Origin of the sequence: Thiomicrorhabdus sp. Milos-T2, assembly GCF_000702325.1 — a bacterium.
In the GTDB taxonomy this organism is placed as follows: Bacteria; Pseudomonadota; Gammaproteobacteria; order Thiomicrospirales; family Thiomicrospiraceae; genus Thiomicrorhabdus.
In genome coordinates, this window is record NZ_KL370891.1 from 771,392 (window position 1) to 791,709 (window position 20,318).

At 36.9% G+C, this 20,318-nt stretch carries 20 protein-coding genes; 19 read left to right on the plus strand and 1 reads right to left on the minus strand.

Annotated features, from left to right (window positions below):
- Positions 1-22 precede the first annotated feature (22 nt).
- The 12 genes from flgB (at position 23) to BS34_RS12500 (ending at position 12,461) form a co-directional block, all read left to right on the plus strand.
- Complete coding sequence (gene flgB / locus BS34_RS0103405; RefSeq protein WP_029407148.1) at positions 23-430, plus strand: flagellar basal body rod protein FlgB; 408 nt, start codon at positions 23-25, stop codon at positions 428-430.
- A gap of 23 nt (positions 431-453) precedes the next feature.
- Positions 454-864, plus strand: coding sequence for a flagellar basal body rod protein FlgC (gene flgC, locus BS34_RS0103410; protein WP_029407149.1), 411 nt, complete (start codon positions 454-456; stop codon positions 862-864).
- A gap of 15 nt (positions 865-879) precedes the next feature.
- Positions 880-1,572, plus strand: a complete 693-nt coding sequence (locus BS34_RS0103415; RefSeq protein WP_029407150.1) for a flagellar hook assembly protein FlgD — start codon at positions 880-882, stop codon at positions 1,570-1,572.
- A gap of 101 nt (positions 1,573-1,673) precedes the next feature.
- Entirely contained in the window at positions 1,674-3,254 is a 1,581-nt protein-coding gene (locus BS34_RS0103420) for a flagellar hook protein FlgE (protein ID WP_029407151.1), read from the plus strand.
- Positions 3,255-3,572: 318 nt separating this feature from the next.
- Positions 3,573-4,316, plus strand: coding sequence for a flagellar basal body rod protein FlgF (locus BS34_RS0103425; RefSeq protein ID WP_029407152.1), 744 nt, complete (start codon positions 3,573-3,575; stop codon positions 4,314-4,316).
- A 183-nt stretch (positions 4,317-4,499) separates the two neighbouring features.
- Positions 4,500-5,291 carry a flagellar basal-body rod protein FlgG gene (gene flgG / locus BS34_RS0103430; RefSeq protein WP_029407153.1) on the plus strand — a complete coding sequence of 264 codons (792 nt, stop codon included), beginning with the start codon at positions 4,500-4,502 and terminating at the stop codon, positions 5,289-5,291.
- A 47-nt stretch (positions 5,292-5,338) separates the two neighbouring features.
- Entirely contained in the window at positions 5,339-6,064 is a 726-nt protein-coding gene (locus BS34_RS0103435; RefSeq protein WP_029407154.1) for a flagellar basal body L-ring protein FlgH, read from the plus strand.
- A 506-nt stretch (positions 6,065-6,570) separates the two neighbouring features.
- Positions 6,571-7,650 (plus strand): flagellar basal body P-ring protein FlgI, encoded by a 1,080-nt coding sequence (locus BS34_RS0103440; RefSeq protein WP_369699482.1) that lies wholly within the window; start codon positions 6,571-6,573, stop codon positions 7,648-7,650.
- Positions 7,651-7,669: 19 nt separating this feature from the next.
- Entirely contained in the window at positions 7,670-8,137 is a 468-nt protein-coding gene (locus BS34_RS0103445; RefSeq protein ID WP_051640660.1) for a rod-binding protein, read from the plus strand.
- Positions 8,138-8,210: 73 nt separating this feature from the next.
- Positions 8,211-10,067 (plus strand): flagellar hook-associated protein FlgK, encoded by a 1,857-nt coding sequence (gene flgK / locus BS34_RS0103450; protein WP_029407157.1) that lies wholly within the window; start codon positions 8,211-8,213, stop codon positions 10,065-10,067.
- 2 nt (positions 10,068-10,069) lie between these two features.
- Positions 10,070-11,143 carry a flagellar hook-associated protein FlgL gene (gene flgL, locus BS34_RS0103455; RefSeq protein ID WP_029407158.1) on the plus strand — a complete coding sequence of 358 codons (1,074 nt, stop codon included), beginning with the start codon at positions 10,070-10,072 and terminating at the stop codon, positions 11,141-11,143.
- Between the two features lie 55 nt (positions 11,144-11,198).
- On the plus strand, positions 11,199-12,461 hold the full coding sequence (locus BS34_RS12500) for a murein transglycosylase domain-containing protein (protein ID WP_051640661.1): 1,263 nt from the start codon (positions 11,199-11,201) through the stop codon (positions 12,459-12,461).
- Here the strand turns inward: BS34_RS12500 and BS34_RS0103465 are convergent.
- Positions 12,444-13,040 carry an exonuclease domain-containing protein gene (locus tag BS34_RS0103465; RefSeq protein ID WP_029407160.1) on the minus strand — a complete coding sequence of 199 codons (597 nt, stop codon included), beginning with the start codon at positions 13,038-13,040 and terminating at the stop codon, positions 12,444-12,446. The two genes, BS34_RS12500 and BS34_RS0103465, sit on opposite strands and share 18 nt — an antisense overlap.
- Before the next feature lie 113 nt (positions 13,041-13,153).
- Here BS34_RS0103465 and pseB point away from each other — a divergent pair, with 113 nt between their 5' ends.
- From pseB to BS34_RS12505, 7 genes are all read left to right on the plus strand, one after another.
- Complete coding sequence (gene pseB / locus BS34_RS0103470; RefSeq protein WP_029407161.1) at positions 13,154-14,149, plus strand: UDP-N-acetylglucosamine 4,6-dehydratase (inverting); 996 nt, start codon at positions 13,154-13,156, stop codon at positions 14,147-14,149.
- Between the two features lie 2 nt (positions 14,150-14,151).
- Positions 14,152-15,303, plus strand: coding sequence for a UDP-4-amino-4,6-dideoxy-N-acetyl-beta-L-altrosamine transaminase (gene pseC, locus BS34_RS0103475; RefSeq protein WP_029407162.1), 1,152 nt, complete (start codon positions 14,152-14,154; stop codon positions 15,301-15,303).
- Positions 15,300-15,995 (plus strand): pseudaminic acid cytidylyltransferase, encoded by a 696-nt coding sequence (pseF, locus tag BS34_RS0103480; protein ID WP_029407163.1) that lies wholly within the window; start codon positions 15,300-15,302, stop codon positions 15,993-15,995. Before pseC ends, pseF begins: the two co-directional genes overlap by 4 nt.
- A gap of 81 nt (positions 15,996-16,076) precedes the next feature.
- Positions 16,077-16,709: a pseudaminic acid biosynthesis-associated methylase gene (locus BS34_RS0103485; protein ID WP_029407164.1), complete on the plus strand. Its 633-nt coding sequence runs from the start codon at positions 16,077-16,079 to the stop codon at positions 16,707-16,709.
- Positions 16,710-16,751: 42 nt separating this feature from the next.
- On the plus strand, positions 16,752-17,861 hold the full coding sequence (gene pseG / locus BS34_RS0103490) for a UDP-2,4-diacetamido-2,4,6-trideoxy-beta-L-altropyranose hydrolase (protein ID WP_029407165.1): 1,110 nt from the start codon (positions 16,752-16,754) through the stop codon (positions 17,859-17,861).
- Between the two features lie 58 nt (positions 17,862-17,919).
- Positions 17,920-18,807, plus strand: coding sequence for a class I SAM-dependent methyltransferase (locus BS34_RS0103495; protein ID WP_029407166.1), 888 nt, complete (start codon positions 17,920-17,922; stop codon positions 18,805-18,807).
- Between the two features lie 32 nt (positions 18,808-18,839).
- Positions 18,840-20,312 (plus strand): phosphosulfolactate synthase, encoded by a 1,473-nt coding sequence (locus tag BS34_RS12505; protein ID WP_051640662.1) that lies wholly within the window; start codon positions 18,840-18,842, stop codon positions 20,310-20,312.
- Positions 20,313-20,318 lie beyond the last annotated feature (6 nt).

Sequence of the window (20,318 nt, forward strand, 5' to 3'; positions counted from 1 at the left end):
AAGAAACCAGAAGGGAATGATGATGGCTGAATCAATTTTTGGCATACATGAACAAGCCTTAAAAATTAGAACAGAACGGGCAGAGTTATTGGCAAATAACCTAGCCAATGAAGATACTCCTAATTTTAAGGCGAAAGATATTGATTTTAGAAAAGCTTTGCAAGACGCAAGTGGTCAAATGAATAGTCAATATCAAACAGAAATGAGAAAAACTAATCCTGGTCATATTGATGGCGATAGCAATGGTTTTTCATCAACATCCCAATATTTAATGTATAGACAATCTACTCAGCCATCTTTAGATGGTAATACGGTAGAAGCGCATATTGAGAAAGCTCAGTTTATGGAAAATGCTATGCAACAGCAAGCAACTTTAGAGTTTATCAATGGCAAGATTTCAGGTATTCGTGGCGCATTGCGTGGTGAATAGATTTTGAATAAGGAGTGTTAAAAATGTCAATGTTCAAAATTTTAGATATATCTGCCACAGGAATGCATGCTCAAACGGTTCGTTTAAATACAATCGCTTCTAATATGGCTAACGTGGATAGTATTAGCTCCAATAAAGATGAAGTCTACAAATCAAAACAGCCTGTTTTTCAGACTATTTTAGAAGGTAATATGCATGAACCAACGGGTGGAGTAAGGGTTAAAGAAATTGTAGAAAGCCAGGCTCCGTCGTTAATGGAATATAACCCAAATCATCCTATGGCAGACGAGAAAGGGTATATATATCGTCCGAACGTTAATGTGGTTGAGGAGATGGCGAATATGATGTCGGCTTCTCGATCTTATGAAACCAATATTGAAGTAATGAATACGTCTAAGCAGTTGCTTTTGCGTACTATCCAATTAGGGAAATAGGTAAGGAGTTAAATTATGGCTGATTATTTTCCAGATATTACGACGGGCAATGCTGATTACTTAGAGGCAATGCAACAAGCTTCAAATCCAAGTTCAAGTGCGCCTAGCAATGTTATGGGGCAGGCAGATTTTTTGAGATTGTTAACGACACAATTACAAAATCAAGATCCATCTAAACCGATGGATCCAACTGCATTTGTAACCGATTTGACTCAGATGAGTCAGTTAGAAGCAACAACCAATATGAATGATTCAATATTGGCTATGACGCAATCTTTTCAAAATTTGCAAACTATGCAGGCGGCTTCAATTATTGGTAAAAATGTTCAAGTGAGTGGTGAAGATTTTTCACATGTTCAAGACCAAACTTCGCAGTTCAGACTTAACTCGGATTCTGCTTTAACGGATGTCACTATTGTGGTAAGTGATGATAATGGCGTAGTTAAAGAACTTAGTATTCCAAGTATGCAGGCAGGTGAAAAAACAGTGGACTGGAATGGTCTAGATAATGTTGATGTCAGTAAACCTAGTGGTGTTTATTCATTAACCGCTTATGGCACTAATGCAGATGGTGACTTGCAATCAATCGATACGGTTGTTGCTTCAAGAGTGAATTCGGTTGGCGTTAATAGTGACGGCACAATGACTTTAACCTTGGCAACAGGTGAGAGAGTCGCAATGGATACGGTTAGAGAAATTAGTGGTTAGAAATTTATAGTAATAAATCCCTCGTTATTAAAATAAATATTAAACAGTTTTAAAACACACAAACTAAGCAAGTTTGTTGTGGAATACACAAGGAGAATATCATGGGTGTAGCTTACGATTTAAACGCGTTAAGTGGTATCAATGCAGCGTCAAGTGGTTTAGGGGTTATTTCAAATAACTTAGCTAACGCACAGTCGGTCGGCTTCAAAGGTTCAAGAGCCGAGTTTTCGGACCTTTTTTCGGGTTCACAAAACTCACCAGGTAACGGCGTGCGTGTGGCTGCAATTACCCAAGATTTTAGTCAGGGAACCATTAATGGTACCGGTCGTGAGCTTGATATGGCGATTGATGGAGAAGGTTTTTTTGTTTTAGCTGACCAAACCGGAAAGTATGACAATGTTTATACTCGAAATGGTTCTTTTAAATTAGATAAAGATGGTTTTTTAACCGCTCAAGAAGGGAATCAGGTTCAAGGTTATTTGTTAAATGAAAGTCTTTCAACTGAGTCAACGCCTGTTTTTGAGACAACCTTAAGTTCAATTGACTTGGATGCATTAAACCGGGAGCCTAAAGCAACGGATGAAATGAGTTTTGACATTAATCTGGATGGTCAAGAAGCAAATAATAGTGATCCAACAGATTCCAATAGCACAACTAATTCTTTAGGAACAACAACTAATTTAAAAGCTTTGGTTGATCCTGAAAACTCAGGGCCTTATGCAGGTTTTCCAGATTTTTCAACCAATAAAATTATTCATGATTCTTTAGGTGGAGAGCATCGTCTGACTACAAACTTTTACAAGCGTGATGTGGTAAATGCTAACTCAGACGTGGGTCAAAATGCGGATGGAACCTATATTACTGACGGAACTGGAACAGGGGTTAAATATACGAGTTGGGTCGCTCAGATGACCATAGAGGATTACGATGAGACGACTGGTACCTATGTAACAAGTGGTCATCAGGCTGACTCTGCAACAGGAGCTTTGATTACAGATAACGCCGGTAATAACTTGGCTGGAGCAATATATGAGTTACGTTATGATACTAGCGGTAATTTAATTGATGTTCGTGAACCAGATGATGGAACACTAGATACCGCTGGTACTGGGCGTGATGATGATAATAACCCTTTAGATGAAGCAAACTGGTCAACAACGGGAATATTGCCAACGATGAGTTTTGTTATTGATCAGCCATTAACAGGCGCAACAGATCCTTTGGGTTCTGCAGATGCAGGTAATGTTAGTATTGCTATGGATTTTGGAAATATGACTCAGTTTTCAGGTTCTTACAACTTGCGAGGAGTAACTCAAAATGGTTTTAAAATTGGTGATTTGGTTGGATTAAGCACCGGTTTAGATGGAACGATTGAAGCACGTTATTCTAACGGGCGTTCAATACCTGTGGCTAGATTAGGTATTGCTAACTTCTCAGATAAAAATGCGATGGAAAAATTGGGTGGACAAACTTATGCGGAAACCTTTTCTTCGGGTACTGTTCAGTTGGGATCACCGCAAGAGAATGGATTTGGAACCATTCAAGCTGGATCATTAGAATATTCAAACGTTGATGTGGCAGGTGAACTGGTTAATATGATTCAGACACAAAGAACTTACCAGGCCTCTGCCCAGGTTATTTCAACTTCTCAAACATTAACGCAAACTATTTTAAACTTGTAAAGTTAAAAACTTTTTCTGGTCTTGCCGGCTTTTTAGCCGGCTTTTTTATTTGTTAAAACCCCTCTATATAAGCTTATCGGCTAATTTCTAAAACCTTTAGTGAAAATATAAATTATTTTGGCATAGTCTCTGCTATTACCTGTTTGAACGTAAATAGCGTGTCAAAATGCTAACACACAAGGGAAACACATTTGGGCGTTAGACCCACTTATATAAGTGTTTCAATTTATAAGGGATGATATTTGTGAAGTAATTAATCATCCCATTTTTGACTAGATAATTTTGACTAGATAATAATTAATCCTGGAGTAAGTTGTCATGGATCGTATGTTGTATATCGCAATGAGTGGTGCCAAAGAGGTTATGCTTTCTCAAGCTAATAACTCTAATAACTTGGCGAATGCAAATACTGATGGCTTTAAAAAAGACTTTAATATTTTTAGGGCACAACATGTTGAAGGTCCTGGTTGGGAGTCAAGAGCATACTCTTTAGATGAACGACCTGCTACTGATTTTACTGCCGGTGCGATTAAAGTCACAGGCAGAGATTTAGATATTGTTACCAAAGAAGACGGTTTTATAGGAATTCAAGCCCCAAATGGGGATGAAGCCTATGTAAGATCTGCGAGTATGCAAATTCTTGAAAACGGCAATATGGTTGATGTAAAAGGTAACCCTGTCTTAAATGAGAGTGGTACGCCGATAAATGTGCCGCCGGTCAAAACAATCACAATAGGTGATGACGGTACTATTTCAATTGTGCCTGCTGATTCACCCAGTAATCAGTTAGTGGTTTTGGATAGAGTGCGTTTGGTTAAGCCTGATATTAAAGATTTAGAAAAAGGACTGGATGGTTATACTCGTTTAAAAGACGGAGCACCTCCTGTTATACAAGAGCCTGTTATGGTTGTGAGTGGCGCTCTGGAATCTAGTAATGTAAATACTGCAGAAGCTTTGGTGAATATGATTGAGCTATCTAGAAAGTATGAGATGCAAGTCAAAATGATGTCAACGACTAAAAGTCATGCACAAAAATCCGATTCACTATTGTCGATTCGATAAGTTAGAGAGGCCTTTGTAGGAGTCGTGGATGTAAGAAAAAAGTGAAAGAATTCTTTAGATTTAGTCTAAAAAAATTGCGTAATAGCTACCTATTAGGCGGTTTTTTTAGGCTGAAGATAGAAAATTATAGCCTTTTTTAACCATTCATCGACTTTTGCAAAGGTCTCTTAGAGGAATAAGAAAATGAATAGAGCACTATATGTTGCAAAAACAGGGTTAGAAGCCCAACAGTTTCGCTTAGCGGCTATTTCCAATAACATCGCAAACGCCAATACTTATGGGTATAAAACGGGGCGAGCTGAGTTTGATGATCTGTTGTATCAAAATGTACGTCAACCAGGTGCTCAAGCGTCACAAGATGAGGCCAATACTTTACCATCTGGCTTACAGTTAGGTACAGGGGTAAAAGCGATTGGTGTGCAGAAAATTCATACTCAAGGTAACTTGATGGTGACGGATAACCAGTTAGATATTGCGATTGAAGGAAAAGGTTTTTTTCAGGTATTGGATCAAGATGGTAACTTGATGTATACACGTGATGGTTCGTTTGAAGTTAACCAAAACGGTGATGTTGTGACTTCTTCAGGTTATTTGCTAGAACCTAATATTAATATTCCTCAAGACACAACTGAAATTTCGATTACCCGTGATGGAGCAGTCTATGTTAGCGAACCTGGTAATGTTGCACAAAACCAGGTTGGACAGATTGAGTTAGCGAGTTTTATTAACCCAGCAGGTTTAGAGTCATTAGGGCATAACTTTTACTCTGAAACTACGGCTAGTGGAACGCCTAATATTAACAATCCTCAAACGGCAGAGGCTGGAGCATTAACTCAAGGTGCATTAGAGGCCTCAAACGTAAATACGGTTGAAGAGTTAATTGGAATGATTGAAGCACAGCGTACTTATGAAATGAATTCAAAAGCCATTTCAGCAGCAGACGGTATGATGCAATATCTAAATAACAACACATAATTTTAATCAACACTTGTAAATGTCTTTTTAAGACAAGGGTGAATAAAATGAATATTCAAAAAATAAATGTCAGCAGGTTTGTTTTGTTGCTGGTGGGTTCTGCTTTTTTAGTGGGGTGTTCAACGCCTCCACAAAGAATGCAGCACATGAGTTATGCGCCAAATTACCCGTTAAATATTCCGCAAGCGGCTCAGCCAAAAAATGGGTCCTTGTATCAGGCAGGAGCAATGACTTTATTTAATGATGCTCGAGCTCATAAAGTGGGTGATATTATTACAATTTCGCTAAGCGAAAGTATGACTGCTAAAAAGAAAGATGAAGCAAAATACGATAAATCTAATAGTCAGGATTATGGTATTACCACTCCTTTTAGTGTGACCACTCCTAATAATGTTGTTGGCAGTGCTGTGAGTACCTTGACCTCTCCCGTTAACGGCTTAAGCATTGGTTATGGGTCAGAAGGTTCCTTTTCTGGGAAGAGCGATGTTAAGCAAAATTCAAGCTTAACAGGTTCTATCGCTGTGACGGTGGTTGAGGTGATTCCAAATGGTAATTTAGTGATTCGTGGTGAAAAATGGATTACGATTCATGATGGTGATGAAGTGGTGCAATTTGCCGGTATTATTCGACCTGAAGATATTCAACCAGATAATACGATTACGTCTGAAAAAGTTGCTGATGTTCGTTTAGTTTATAAAGATGTGGGTATGACGGGTGATAATGCTAGAACGGGAGTCGGTACTCAGTGGTTAACAAAATATTGGCCTTTGTAGATTAAAGGTCTCTATTTTTAAATAAAGTTAACTATTTGAAATGTTTAGATAAGTAGTCTAATATGTATCTATTGTTTATTTTAAATAAGCTAATATTTGAGTGTAACTCGATTTCTTCTTAATCCTTTTTACTGGCCTGTTTTTAAATCTCCTTTTTGCGGGTCGGTTTTCTTTTCTTAATGATATTTTATCTTTTTATATTGCTAAAAACCTTAAGTTACCTGGCCTGGTAGTTATTTTATGAATATAAAATGTAAAGTCTAAGTCTTTGTTCGGTGAAACGGTTTTAACTAATTTATGTCGCAAAAAATTTGTTATCGGCTGCCATCATGCTTACTTTAGCTTATCTATTAAATTTGGCATAAGGTATGCTAGATCTTTAGTAGAAAGCCTGAATTCATAAGAAATTCAGTGAATAAAAATAAAAAGCTTAAAAAAGCTAATTAAACCAGAAGAAAATAGCCTGATAAGGCAAGGGAATCAACATGTATAGCAAAAGAATAGTCATGTTTTTGACATTACTCTTTTTATGGAGTAGTTACAGTTATGCAGAACGCGTTAAGGATATTGCAGATGTTGGGGGCGTGCGCTCTAACCAATTAGTGGGGTATGGCTTGGTTGTCGGTTTAAATGGGTCTGGTGATAAAACCCCTTTTGCTGAGCAAAGTTTATTAAGCATGTTGAATAAATTTGGTATTAAAGTTCCTGCAGGGGTAAAAACTAACTCTAAAAATATAGCTGCCGTTGCAGTACATGCCGAGTTGCCTGCTTTTGCAAAGCCTGGCCAAAAAATTGATATTACGGCTTCTTCTTTAGGTAATGCAAAAAGTTTAAGAGGTGGAACCTTATTGTTAACTCCTTTGAAGGGAGTTGATGGAAATGTTTACGCTTTGGCTCAAGGAAACTTAGTTGTAGGAGGCTTGGATGCCAGTGGGGCAGATGGATCAAAAATTACGATTAATGTTCCCAGTGTTGGACGTATACCAGATGGTGCAATGGTTGAACGTACCGTACAAACAGGTTTTGAGTTAGGGAATACGATTACTTTAAATTTAAAAGATGCAGATTTTACCACTGCGACTAACTTAGTGAATGCGGTTAATAAAATGTTAGGAGCAGGTACCGCCAGCGCGATTGATGGGGAAACTGTAGAGGTTATGGCGCCTCGTTTACCTAATCAACGAGTAGCCTTTTTGTCTGTTTTAGAAAATATTGAAGTGGTCTCGGGTCAAGGTGCCGCAAAAATTATTGTTAATTCAAGAACTGGAACGGTAGTTATTGGACAGAATGTTACTGTTAGCCCTGCCGCAGTGACTCATGGTGGTTTAACCGTTAAAATTTCAGAAAATACTGAGGCCTCTCAGCCTAATCCTTTTGCAGGTGGTAATACCGCGGTTACTCCCAATTCAGTCGTAGATGTTAGCTCTAATGGGACGGGTAGAATGTTTAAGTTTCCAAAAGGCGTTTCTCTAAATGATATTGTTCAAGCGGTTAATAAGGTAGGTGCTGCACCGGGCGATTTAGTCGCTATTTTAGAAGCATTAAAACAATCTGGTGCCCTAAAAGCAGATTTAATGATTATTTAAAGCTGCTAGGAGTAATATAATGAATATAAACAATCGCATAGATACGTTGATTAATCAAAATAAAGCTTCAAATGCGGCACAAAATTATACTGATCTTCAGGGGTTAAATAGTTTAAGAGAACAAGCAAGAGAAGATCAGCGGGCAGCTCTAAAACCGGTAGCTGAACAGTTTGAGGCAATTTTTGTACAGCAGATTTTTAAAGAGTCTCGCAAGGTGAGTTTTGATGATGGTTGGCTAGATGGTAATCAGGGCGACTTTTACAAAGACTGGCATGATAAACAGTTGGCGCAAGATTTAGCCGCTAAAGGAACCTTAGGTTTTGCCGATACAATAGTAGAACAGTTGTTACCAAGCATTCCTGCTGTGAAAAAATTAGATAATCAGACTAGCGATTTAGTTGAGTCTGGTTCACAAAAACCAGTTGAGACAAAAAATAATAATCAACCTTCAACTGAAGATGCTTTAGCATTAAGGTTTGCTAAATAACGGTTCTAATCGTTAATGCTTTTGCTGAATACACGTTTAAGCTTAATATTCTGACCAGAATGAGGACGAAATTATGGCTGATATGTTAACTATCGCCTCACTATCATTAAATACCTTTAAGAAAGCACTAGAGGTGACAAGTCATAACGTTGCCAATGCTTCTACAGAAGGTTATAACATGCAGCGTGTCATTATTCAGAGTAGTGCGCCTGGTAATGCTGGTAATAACTACCAAGGTAGTGGTTCGACGGTGGGGGGCATCGAGCGAATATATTCTGAAGCGCTACAAACTCAACTCTATTCTAGTCAAACGCTTAAACAACGTTACGAAACACAATTGGATTTATCAACTCAGGTTGAAGGAATTGTAGCGAGTAATGATGAAGGGGTACAAGAGTTTTTGAATCGTTACTTATCTTCTCTTCAAGCCTTATCAGACAATCCCACTTCAACAACAAGTCGTCAACAGGTTCTTGATGAAGTCGGTAATTTAGAGAGTCATATTAATAACTTAACCTCTGTTCTAGGGGATACAAATTACCAAACAAATAACCAAGTTAGCGATATTATTGAAGAAGTAAATAATCGATTACAGTCAGTTCAAGAAATGAATACTCAAATCGATAATGTCCTTAAAAATACGACTAATGCCCCCAATGATTTGATGGATCAGCGCGATCAAGCGATTTTAGAAATTAGCCAGTATATGGATATTAAAACCTACTACCATGACAATGGTAGTGTTGATATTTATGCTGGGAATGGCCAAGTTCCATTGCTTTCAAGTAATACATTAATGCAATTAGAAGCGAGTCGTAGTGAATTCCAAGACGAGAATAGAACTGAAGTTTATGCTTATATTGGAGACCAAAAACAGTTAATTAGTGACAAAATTGTAGGTGGTGAGCTAGGTGGTGTTTTAGACTTTAGAGATAATATGCTTGGCAAAGCTCAAAATGATTTAGGCTTAACCTTAAATGGCATGGTTGCTTCAATGAACTGGCAACACTATCAAGGTTATGATGCTAACGGAGATGCTGGAGGCAATATCTTTGCACCCTTGTCCACTAATGCAATAGACAGTGTAAAAAATACAGGGACTGTTTATGGTACGGATATCTCAGTGAGTTTTAATCCAAACCCAGGTGTTTCTGAACCGCCTTATGATGGTTCTAGCGCACTTGCCAGCCAACCTGCTACCTATGGTGACAAACAAACTTATTTGGACAATGCCAATACCGAAGTGGGGAATTTTGAGCCTAGAGAATACAAGTTAATGTATAACCAAGGTACTGATTCTTTCGATTTTTTTGATTATATAACCAAGCAAGCGGTTGTGGATAGTTCTGGTAATCCTATCTCTGTAGCAAGGGGCTCATCAGCCAATGTTGAAGGGCTTTACTTTGATTTTACCGGCGTAACCAATGTACCAGCAGATGAGGACTCTTTTTTGGTTAAGCCTCATAAGCAAATTTTAGAAGATTTTGCCAAGGTTATTACAGAGCAAGAAAAATTTGCAACTCGTGGACAGAGTCCAATTGACTCGAACTCTGACGGAAGCTTAGATGATGAGGTCCCAGCGGCAGCGGCGAAAGGAGATAACGTTAATATTGCAAACATGGCGGGCTTACAGTCAGCTAAACTGTTGTTTGCTGGTGCTGATGGTAAAGCCACTGAAAGTTTGCTGGGGGGCTATTCAAAAATGGCGGTCAACGTGGGTATGTATGTTCGTGGTACCGATATACAGTATACCGCTCAAAGTAATGTGTACGATGTAATGGTTGCTCAACGAGAGTCATACTCAGGCGTTAGTTTAGATGAAGAAGCTGCTAATTTGGTTAAGTATCAACAAGCTTATCAAGCATCTGCACAAATCGTGTCTACGGTTCAAGAATTATTTCAAACCTTACTAGGTATTTCGAGGGCGTAACAATGAGAGTTTCAACGAATTTATTTCATACTCAGGGTTTACAATCCATTCAAAAGCATCAGCAGGATGTTCTAGATGCTCAATTAAAATTGAGTACGGGCAAACGAATTAATGCTCCAGGAGATGATCCTGTGGCATTAAATCAAATACATTCAATCAATCGCACTATGACCTCTATTGATCAATACGCAAAAAATGGTGAATTTGCAAAGTCTCAATTGACTCTTGAAGAAACGTCTATTGATGACACGATTAATTCTATGCAAAGGGCTCGTGAGTTAGGTATTCAGATGTTGAATGGAACCTATTCGGATGAAAATAAAAAAGCAACGGCTGCAGAAATTGATCAAATTGTTTTACAAGCACAAAGTATGATGAACTATACAAATTCTGAGGGTGAAAAGATTTTTGCTGGTAACAGTGTTTTTGCTGATAAAGCTTTTATTGAAGATCCTACTAATCCAGGTTATTACACGTATATAGGTTCACCAAATGCGACCAATACTGGTGCTGCTGGCGCTGATCAGCAGGCACTTTATGGTTCTAGATTTGTGCAAGTAGGTTTTGATGATGATAATGTTCTCACTCCTGATGATAAAGGAGACCCTAGTAGAGTGAGAGTGACGGATAATGGATCAAAAGTTTTCGCAGTTGACTCATCATTAGACACAGCAAATTTAGATAATACTACTGGCGTAGATAACAATATTCTTAATGTACTTGTGAATATGAGTAACTTATTAAAGGGTGGATCGTCTCAGGCTATGGCGGTAGAAAATGGTAACCCTACAGGCTCTGCTCCTACTTTAGATGATGTGGTTTCTATGTTAGATACTTCTCTTGAATCATTAACAAAGGTTCGTGCTGAGGTTGGTGGTCGTCAAAATCGTGTAGAATCTCAGTATGATGCCGGTGAGTCATTTAAATTAGCACTTGAAGAGCGCCGAATGGGGCTAGAAGACATGGATATTGTTCAAGGTGTAACCGATTTAACTCAATATCAAAACGCTTTACAAATGGCTCAGCAAGTATTTACACGTGTGCAAGATATGTCCTTGTTTAACTATTTGCGATAGATTTTTAAAAAAGTGGTATTGCTCTTGCTAAAGCCTCCTATATGGAGGCTTTTTTGTGAACAATCAATTTAGAACAATATCAATATTAGCGATGCTCTGCAGTTTGTTGGTGCTGAGCTCTAGCTATATTTATCATTTACAAAATTGGTTGGTGTTTAACGCTAAACAAGATTCTAATGTTTTTAAAAACAATATGTTACCAAATCAAGTTGGTGTGGGGATTCGCTCAATTGTTTCAAGCAATACAGGTAGTTTACCCTTGTCTAGGGAATCAAATTCCAATATAGGTATTGAGCAACCTTCTACAACATCCTCTGCTAATATTTTGACACCCAATGTGGGTGATGAAGCTGAAAAGGAAGTGGCTAGGTTTACTGATTTGTCTAGCATTAATATAAACCCCGGTATGAATCAAGATGTTTTGATTCACTCAAATCGAACAATACCCACCATTGTTGAACTTGAAGATGAGTTATTAGTAGAGTTTTCTTCGGATTATTCTAACTATGAAAAACAAAAAGTGTTGTCAAGATTATTGGTTGTTCCTCAAAGCCTAAACATAACTAAAATATTGTCTTCTGATCCAATCGAAACCGCAAAAAAACCTGCTTTATATAAAAAAATACTTGATCAAAATAAAAAGCCAATTCGTTATCCGGCTCAGGCTTATCGTTATGCTGAATATTTAATGCAAAATGAGTCAGAAGTTATCCAGGATGAGCTAGGCGTATTTTTTATTGTAAAAATTCCTTTGAATACTCTTGAATTGCCTGAAAAAGTTAAAAAGTACCAGGCCTGGGTAAACTTATATGCAGAAGAATACAACGTTGAACCCTCTTTAATTTTCGCAATCATGGATGTTGAGAGTGCCTTTAATCCATTAGCCGTTAGTAAATCAAATGCATTAGGTTTAATGCAAATTAAGTCTGATTCTGCTGGAAAGGATGTTTATCAATATGTTGATGGCGTTGGACATAAGCCTTCAAGAAATGTTTTATTTGATGCAAAAGAAAATATTCGTATAGGTAGCGCTTATCTTGCTCTTCTAAAAAATAAATACTTAAAAAACATTACGGATAAGAATAAGAAAGAAATGTTAATGGTATCTGCCTATAACGGTGGCTTGAACAAAGTTTTAAAAGCATTTGATAGAAATGAGAAAGAAGCGATTAACAAAATAAATCGCTATTCTGAAAATTATGTTTTCCGAAAGCTAACTAAGGGAGACTTGTCTTTAGAGACAAGACAATATTTACATAAGGTTAAAAAAGCTAAGAAGAAATATGCAGAAATTTTAAACCTAACTGCTCAAAGTTAGTTCTTGATGGAATAATTCCTCAAGTTCTACCAAATGATTTTGTTGAATATGTTTTAAAGATTCTACTAAGCTAATTGTGTCATGTTCGGCATTATGTTCATGAAGGTTTAAATTAAGATTAAAGTGTTGATACAAAACACCACTTGAAATATTTTTACTAAGATTAAAATCTTGAAAAATAGGCCGTAAATCGTAGGATTTTAACCAGTTGATATCCAATTGATTTAAATGAGCGGTTTCTTTAAGTACATGTAAATCATTGCCCCAGCTAAAAAAAGGAATTGAGCCATCTTTTGAAAAGGATTTGAGCTTTTCAAAAAGTTGCTCAGAATTGATTCCAGTGTCAATATCTTGTTGTTTGATATTGGTTAGCTCAGTGATGTAATGAGAAAGTTGGGTATTAATCCTGGGTTTAATATATAAATTAAGTATTTTGGTGGTGTTAATTTTGTTTTGGGTAATGCTAATAAGGTGTGCTGAGAACTGTATGATTTCTTTAAACTCCCAGTCTTCGCTCCAGCCTCTTTGAGAGGATCCCGGCCAAGCTGTAAATTCGGTATCGTAAATAATAATTTGCATATGTTTTAAACAATAAACCTGGTGTGTTAAGAAAAATAAAAAAACGCCGTTAACTAACTATAACTAATGATATCCTGTTCGGGAAATTTTAAATAGAAAAGAAGCTAAAATTTATGTTTGATAATAAAGCAATTCTAATCACAGGTGGTACAGGTTCATTTGGCCATAAATATGTCGAAACAATTTTGGCGAGATATAAACCCAAACGTATTGTGATTTACTCAAGAGATGAATTAAAACAATATGAAATGCAACAGAAGTTTGATTCTGATGTAATGCGCTACTTTATTGGTGATGTTAGAGATGCAGAGCGTCTTAAGCAAGCGATGAGTGAAATTGACTTTGTTATTCATGCAGCGGCTCTTAAGCATGTTCCTGTTGCAGAGTACAACCCCATGGAATGTATAAAAACGAACATAATAGGTGCTGAAAATGTTATCCAAGCGGCTTTAGCGAATAAAGTAGAAAAAGTGATTGCTCTATCAACAGATAAAGCCGCTAACCCTGTTAACCTGTATGGTGCAACTAAGTTGGCTTCTGATAAGTTATTTGTTGCTGCAAATAATATTGCAGGGAAATTGCCAACTAAGTTCTCGGTTGTTAGGTATGGTAATGTTGTTGGTTCTCGTGGTTCAGTTGTGCCATTTTTTCAAAAATTAATTGACGAAGGTGCGAATAAGCTTCCAATAACGGACACAAGGATGACTCGCTTTTGGATTACGCTTCAACAAGGTGTTGATTTTGTACTCAAAAATTTTGAAAGAATGAAAGGTGGCGAAATATTTGTTCCTAAAATCCCCTCTATTCGTATTATGGATTTAGCGGAGGCGATGCTACCCAATGTTGAGCATGACGTTGTGGGGATTCGTCCAGGTGAAAAACTTCATGAAATTATGTGTCCTGAAGATGATGCTAATCATACCTTTGAATTTGATGATTACTACGTTATAGCACCGTCAATTACATTTACCCAACGTGGTAATGATTATTCAAAGAACTCTATTGGGGAGCAGGGTAATAAGGTCGCAGAGAACTATGCCTATTCTTCTGGTTCTAATCCAGACTTTTTAAGTGTTGAACAAATTCAACATTACAACCAAATTCGATAAATATGAAGATTCCATACGGCCGACAGTCAATTAGTCAATCTGATATTGATGAAGTGGTTAAGGTTCTAGAGTCCGATTTTTTAACTCAAGGCCCTAATGCAACTGCATTTGAAGCTAATATCGTACAGTATTGCGGCGCTCAATATGGCGTAGCGGTTAATAGTGCCACGTCTGCATTGCATATTGCTTGTTTAGCATTAGGGTTAGGCAAAGATGATTGGTTGTGGACAAGCCCTATTACTTTTGTAGCGAGTGCCAATGTAGGTCGTCTTTGTGGAGCACAAGTTGACTTTGTGGATATCGATTCGCAAACCTATAATTTGTGCCCTTTGGTTTTAGAAGAAAAACTTAAAAAAGCTCAACAACAGAACAAGCTTCCAAAAGTGGTTATGCCGGTTCACTTTGGTGGTCAATCTTGTGATATGCAAGCTATTTATCAGCTATCAAAGAAATATGGTTTCTATATTATCGAAGATGCTTCTCATGCAATCGGAGCAAGTTATTTAGAGACAAAAGTAGGTTCTTGTCGATTTTCTGATATTACGGTATTTAGTTTTCATCCTGTAAAAATTATTACTACTGGGGAAGGTGGTTTAGCAGCCACTAATGATAGTGATTTGGCTAATAAAATGCGTTTATATGGTTCTCATGGAATTAGCCGAACGTTTAACAACCAAGAAGATGTTTTGAGAGGCGGTTGGTTTTATGAGCAAATTGAGCTAGGTTTAAACTATAGAATGACCGAAATGCAAGCCGCTTTAGGTCTATCTCAGTTAACGCGATTAGATGAATTTGTAAAGCGTCGTCATGAAATTGCGCATATTTATTATTCTCAACTTCAGACGTTGCCTGTTGTGCTTCCAAAACAGATAAGTGATAGCCATTCTAGTTTTCATCTTTATCCGATACAACTGCTTGATGAAGAGCAACGTAGAGACGTTTTTAACAGAATGCGCGCTAAACAAATTGGTGTGCATGTGCACTATATTCCCGTTCATACTCAGCCCTATTACCAACAACAAGGCTTTAAGTGGGGAGATTTTCCTAATGCAGAAAACTATTATAAAAAGGCATTGAGCATCCCTATCCACCAATCAATGACAGATGAAAATTTATTAACTGTGATTCAATCACTAAAAGAGTGTATCCAATGAAAATTTGTGTAATTCCTGCTAGGGGCGGGAGTAAACGAATACCAAATAAAAATATTAGAGAATTTTGTGGCAAACCTATTATTGGGTGGTCTATTGAAACGGCTATAAATAGTGGCTGCTTTGATAAGGTTATTGTTACTACAGATGATGAAAATATTGCAAAAGTGGCTAAGTCGTTTGGCGCGGAAGTCCCTTTCTATCGCCCCTCTGAATTAGCCGATGATTATACTGGAACGGTTGCGGTTATTCAGCATGCCGTTAATTGGGTGTCTGAAAACTGGGGGGAAGTTGAACTTGCTTGTTGCTTGTATGCAACAGCACCATTTGTAAGAACTCAGGATATTCAGTTCGGACTTGATAAAATTCAAAAAGAAGAGTCGGATTATGTTTTTTCAGTTGCTAGCTTTGAATCACCTATTCAGAGAGCAATTAGAATTAACCGGGCTGGAAGAGTTGAAATGATGTATCCAGAATATTTGAATTCGCGTTCTCAAGATTTGGAAGAAGGTTTTTATAACGCTGGACAATTTTATTGGGGGACAGGTGAGGCCTGGTCGGCCGGCAGAAGGGTATTAAATGGTAACTCGGCACCAATTGTTGTGCCTAGAGGACGAGTACAAGATATTGACACGCTAGAGGATTGGGAGCACGCAGAACTTCTATTTAACTGGTTGGTTGAAAAGAATAAGTGATTGCTCTAAAAAAAGTAAGAATAGTTTTAATACCTTCTTAAGTTTAAGAGATGGTTAAAAAATAGATTGTAGGAGCTATATATGGCATATAAAACAGAACAAGAAGAATTTTGGGCTGGAGATTTTGGTGAAGAGTATTTGGTTAGAAATGATGGGCAGGAGCTACTAGCTTCTAATTTAGCATTCTTTGCTAGGGCTTTACGAGGTGCCGGGAAAATTAAATCGGTTGCGGAGTTTGGTGCAAATATTGGTATGAACCAAAGGGCGTTGGAGGTTATTTATCCTTGTTTAGAACGCTTTGCAATTGAAATAAATAAATCTGCAAGCGAAAAACTAAAGACTCTTATCGGAGATGATAATGTCTATAACGGTTCTATTTTTGATTACAATTTTGAAAAACAATACCAACTTTCGCTGATTAGAGGGGTGTTAATACATATCGAACCAAGTATGTTAGAAGTTGTATATCAAAAGCTCTACGATGCATCTAATCAATATATATTGTTAATAGAATATTATAACCCTACACCTGTAGAAGTACCTTATCGAGGACATGCAGGGAAATTATATAAACGTGATTTTGCAGGAGAAATGATGGATAAATATCCAGATTTAAGATTGCTTGATTATGGTTTTGGATATCATCGTGATCCAAGTTTGAATAATATGGTTGATGATAGTACTTGGTTTTTGATGGAAAAAACGAAAGTATAAATTAGGTTAAGAGATAAGGCTTGCTTGAGTGGAGTTAATTTAATGAAGCGTTTTTGGATAAGAGTTGATGCTTCATATGAAATTGGGACAGGGCATGTTTATCGATGTGTTCAAATTGCCAAAACTCTGCAACAGGATGGTTATGATGTAATCTTTATTTGTCGTGCTTTTGATGGCAATTTAATAGATTGGATAAAGTCTCAGTCTTTTTGTGTTTTAACATTGCCAAGCGAGTTGCCTACTAAAAATCAACTTCAATCAGAAGAACCTGTTTTAAAACATGGATATTGGTTACATGCGAGTCAGTTAGATGATCTTTTGGTAACTTATAAATCAATGATAGGTCATCTCGATATTTCAGATAAACACGTTAGCTATGTTGTTAAGAATGAATGGATGCTTATTGATCATTTTGGATTGGATTATCGTTGGCATTCAGCTATGAAGGTTAAGACAGGAGTTAATATTGCTGTCATTGATGGACAAGCTGATAGAAAACACGATACTGACATATTAATTGATCCTAATGAGTGTAATAAAGTAACAAAATGGCAGGGTTTAATCAGTGATCAATGTAAGCTTTTTCAAGGGTACTCTTATATACCTTTATCCCCAGAATTCAATAATTGTACTAAGCCAAGAAAGAGAAAAGAATTAAATCACATTCTAATTTCTTTTGGAGGTGTTGATAGTGATGATTACACTTTAAAAGCATTAAATGTTTTAAAAAGCTTTAATTTTAGAATAACCATAGCCGTTGGAAAAAACTATAAAAATATAGAGCATATAAGAAAAATAGTTGAATCCTCCAGTCGTATGAATTTATACGTGCAAACAAATAAAATGGCAGAATTGATGTTGCAAGCAGATTTGGCCATTGGCGCTGGAGGCACGATGATTTGGGAAAGGTGCAAAACAGCATTGCCTTCTTTAATAACGGTTATTGCTGATAATCAGTTGAAGCAAGTAGATTGTGTTGAAGAATTAGGCATTGGAAAGAAATTGAACCCAGAAAATTTTGAATTACAGCTGAAAGAACAGATAATTAATTTGCAAAAGAACTCTAGTGAACTAATGGAAATGTCTAGCAAAGAAATTGACTTAAACAAGAAAAGAACATCATTGAAATGGTCAAGCGTCTTTAAACGTTAAAAAGATTTAAAGATTAGCTTAGATATAACATTATGAAAGTATTAATGAAGCCAATATTATGAAAACGATTGCCACAAAATTACATCAAAACACTTTAGGTTATTGGGAGGTTATTGATAAACCCTCTGAATCAGATTTGGAAGCATATTATGCAAAAAAGTATTATCAAGAGTTAAAAGGGGCACATCAGAAGCAATATACTGAATCTGAATTAGCATTTTATAATGCAAAAGTTAAACAGCGTTCTGCGATGATTGACAATTTATTGCCGCACTTGCCTAATAAAACGATGTTAGATGTCGGTTGTGGGGAAGGCTTTGAAATAGCATATTTTCACCAAAAAGGCTGGAAGGTTAAAGGTATTGATTTTAGTTCTGATGGAATGTTAAAACAGAACCCTTCTTGTTTGGATTATTTAGAAACAGGGAATATTTACACATTACTTGATAAGGAAATAAAATCGGGCGCTCAATATTCAGTAGTATGGTTACAGAATGTTTTAGAACATGTTATTGATCCTCAATCTTTATTGAATCAACTTAAAAAGTTAGTTAAACCTGGTGGTTGTGCAGTTATTACTGTGCCAAATGATTTTTCGGATCTGCAAGTAAATGCACTAGAGACTCAAAAAATTAGTACTCCTTTTTGGGTCGCACTACCTGACCACCTTTCTTATTTTAATGCGGATAGCTTAAGACGTTTGACAGAGTTCTGTGGTTGGGAATGTTTATCTATTACAGGAGATTTCCCTATTGATTGGTTTTTGATGAATGGTAAGAGTAATTATATTGAAGAGAAAACTGCTGGAAAATCAGCGCATCATGCAAGAGTTGCATTAGAAAATTTAATAGACCAACAGCCAATGGATAAAGTGCTTAAATTTTGGCAATCACTCGCTGACGTTGGAATGGGTCGAAACATTACAGCCTATATAAGTCCTAAATAATAGCCGTTACTACTAAATATCTGAGAATAACGATGAAACCTAAACAGCCTTTTCCTTTTATTACTTTACCTAGCCGCACTGAAAAACCACGACAAAAAGGTATGACTATGGTGCTTGATAAGCACCTAAGTTTATCTGAAGCAAAGAACTTGATTGAAAGCTCAGCATACTATATTGATGTAGTTAAGCTTGGCTGGGGGAGTTCATTACTTTATGACGAATCTATATTGAAGCAAAAGGTCGCTCTGTATCGTCAACATGACATAAAAGTTTGTACGGGTGGAACATTTATGGAGCTTGCGTTTGAACAAAACAAAGTCGACGAAATGTTGATATATGCAAAGGATATAGGTTTTGATTCAATAGAAGTGTCTAATGGAATTCATCCTAATTTAACTCTTTCACAGAAGAGTGAATTGATTTCAAAAGTGTCGAGAGCGGGATTTTATACGTTTTCAGAAGTAGGCAAAAAAATGTCTGAAGAAGATTATAAACTTTCTTATTCAGATAGGATTAAACAAGTTTTGGCCGATATTGAATCAGGTGCTGACAAGGTCATTATGGAGGCTAGAGAGTCTGGGAGTGTTGGTATTTTTGATGCTAATGGTAAGGTTAACGTTTCTCTTGCGAATAGTATATTTCAAAATATTGATCCTGACCTAATCATATGGGAAGCACCTAAAAAAGAACAACAAGTTTGGTTGATTCATCAACTTGGTAGAGATGTAAATATTGGCAATGTAGTTCCCTTTGAAGCAATGAGCTTAGAGTCCTTAAGACTTGGTATCAGAGCAGATACCTTTCGAGATTACTTAAAAGATGCGGTTGTTGTGTATTTAGAACTTGCCGTTGGTGGAGCTTTAAGAGCTCAACGTCGTGATGATATTGTAATTGTTGTCGATGCATTACGGGCGAGTGCGACCATTATTGAATGCTTTGAGCAAGGAGCTAACCAAGTAACCCCAGTAGTAAGTGCTGATGATTTGCATGGTGATATTACTATAGGAGAGCGAGGGGGAGAAAAATTATACGGCGCAACTTTTGGAAACAGTCCTTTTGAAATAAGTAAGCAAGATTTGAAAGGAAAGCAAGTGGTTCTGTCTTCAACGAATGGAGCAGAATGTATTTGTACCGCTAAAGGTAATACCAATAAAGTGTTAATTGGTTCTGTTGTTAATGCAAAAGCCGTTGCTGATTTGGCTTTTAAAATGGCTATAGAGCAGAATAAAAATATCACTATATTAGCTGCAGGCCGCAATAATTTACCCGCTATCGAAGATAGAATTGGTGCGACTGAAATACTTAAACATATTGCAAGTCCAATTATAAGAGGTTTCCTCGAACCTCATTACTCCAATGATATTGAGAGAGAGTTTATTAGTAGTGATAGTGGTATGAACCTCGCTAGGTTAGGATATATTCAGGATGTTATTTACTGTGCAAGACAGGAAACGTCTTCACTTGTTCCTTGTTATGATGGCAAAACAATATCATTAGTTGAATAGGTTTAG

Coding starts and splice junctions, on each gene's coding strand:
- flgB (WP_029407148.1), top strand. CDS start 23: ATGGCTGAATCAATTTTTGGCATACATGAACAAGCCTTAAAAATTAGA.
- flgC (WP_029407149.1), top strand. CDS start 454: ATGTCAATGTTCAAAATTTTAGATATATCTGCCACAGGAATGCATGCT.
- BS34_RS0103415 (WP_029407150.1), top strand. CDS start 880: ATGGCTGATTATTTTCCAGATATTACGACGGGCAATGCTGATTACTTA.
- BS34_RS0103420 (WP_029407151.1), top strand. CDS start 1,674: ATGGGTGTAGCTTACGATTTAAACGCGTTAAGTGGTATCAATGCAGCG.
- BS34_RS0103425 (WP_029407152.1), top strand. CDS start 3,573: ATGGATCGTATGTTGTATATCGCAATGAGTGGTGCCAAAGAGGTTATG.
- flgG (WP_029407153.1), top strand. CDS start 4,500: ATGAATAGAGCACTATATGTTGCAAAAACAGGGTTAGAAGCCCAACAG.
- BS34_RS0103435 (WP_029407154.1), top strand. CDS start 5,339: ATGAATATTCAAAAAATAAATGTCAGCAGGTTTGTTTTGTTGCTGGTG.
- BS34_RS0103440 (WP_369699482.1), top strand. CDS start 6,571: ATGTTTTTGACATTACTCTTTTTATGGAGTAGTTACAGTTATGCAGAA.
- BS34_RS0103445 (WP_051640660.1), top strand. CDS start 7,670: ATGAATATAAACAATCGCATAGATACGTTGATTAATCAAAATAAAGCT.
- flgK (WP_029407157.1), top strand. CDS start 8,211: ATGGCTGATATGTTAACTATCGCCTCACTATCATTAAATACCTTTAAG.
- flgL (WP_029407158.1), top strand. CDS start 10,070: ATGAGAGTTTCAACGAATTTATTTCATACTCAGGGTTTACAATCCATT.
- BS34_RS0103465 (WP_029407160.1), bottom strand. CDS start 13,040: ATGCAAATTATTATTTACGATACCGAATTTACAGCTTGGCCGGGATCC.
- pseB (WP_029407161.1), top strand. CDS start 13,154: ATGTTTGATAATAAAGCAATTCTAATCACAGGTGGTACAGGTTCATTT.
- pseC (WP_029407162.1), top strand. CDS start 14,152: ATGAAGATTCCATACGGCCGACAGTCAATTAGTCAATCTGATATTGAT.
- pseF (WP_029407163.1), top strand. CDS start 15,300: ATGAAAATTTGTGTAATTCCTGCTAGGGGCGGGAGTAAACGAATACCA.
- BS34_RS0103485 (WP_029407164.1), top strand. CDS start 16,077: ATGGCATATAAAACAGAACAAGAAGAATTTTGGGCTGGAGATTTTGGT.
- pseG (WP_029407165.1), top strand. CDS start 16,752: ATGAAGCGTTTTTGGATAAGAGTTGATGCTTCATATGAAATTGGGACA.
- BS34_RS0103495 (WP_029407166.1), top strand. CDS start 17,920: ATGAAAACGATTGCCACAAAATTACATCAAAACACTTTAGGTTATTGG.
- BS34_RS12505 (WP_051640662.1), top strand. CDS start 18,840: ATGAAACCTAAACAGCCTTTTCCTTTTATTACTTTACCTAGCCGCACT.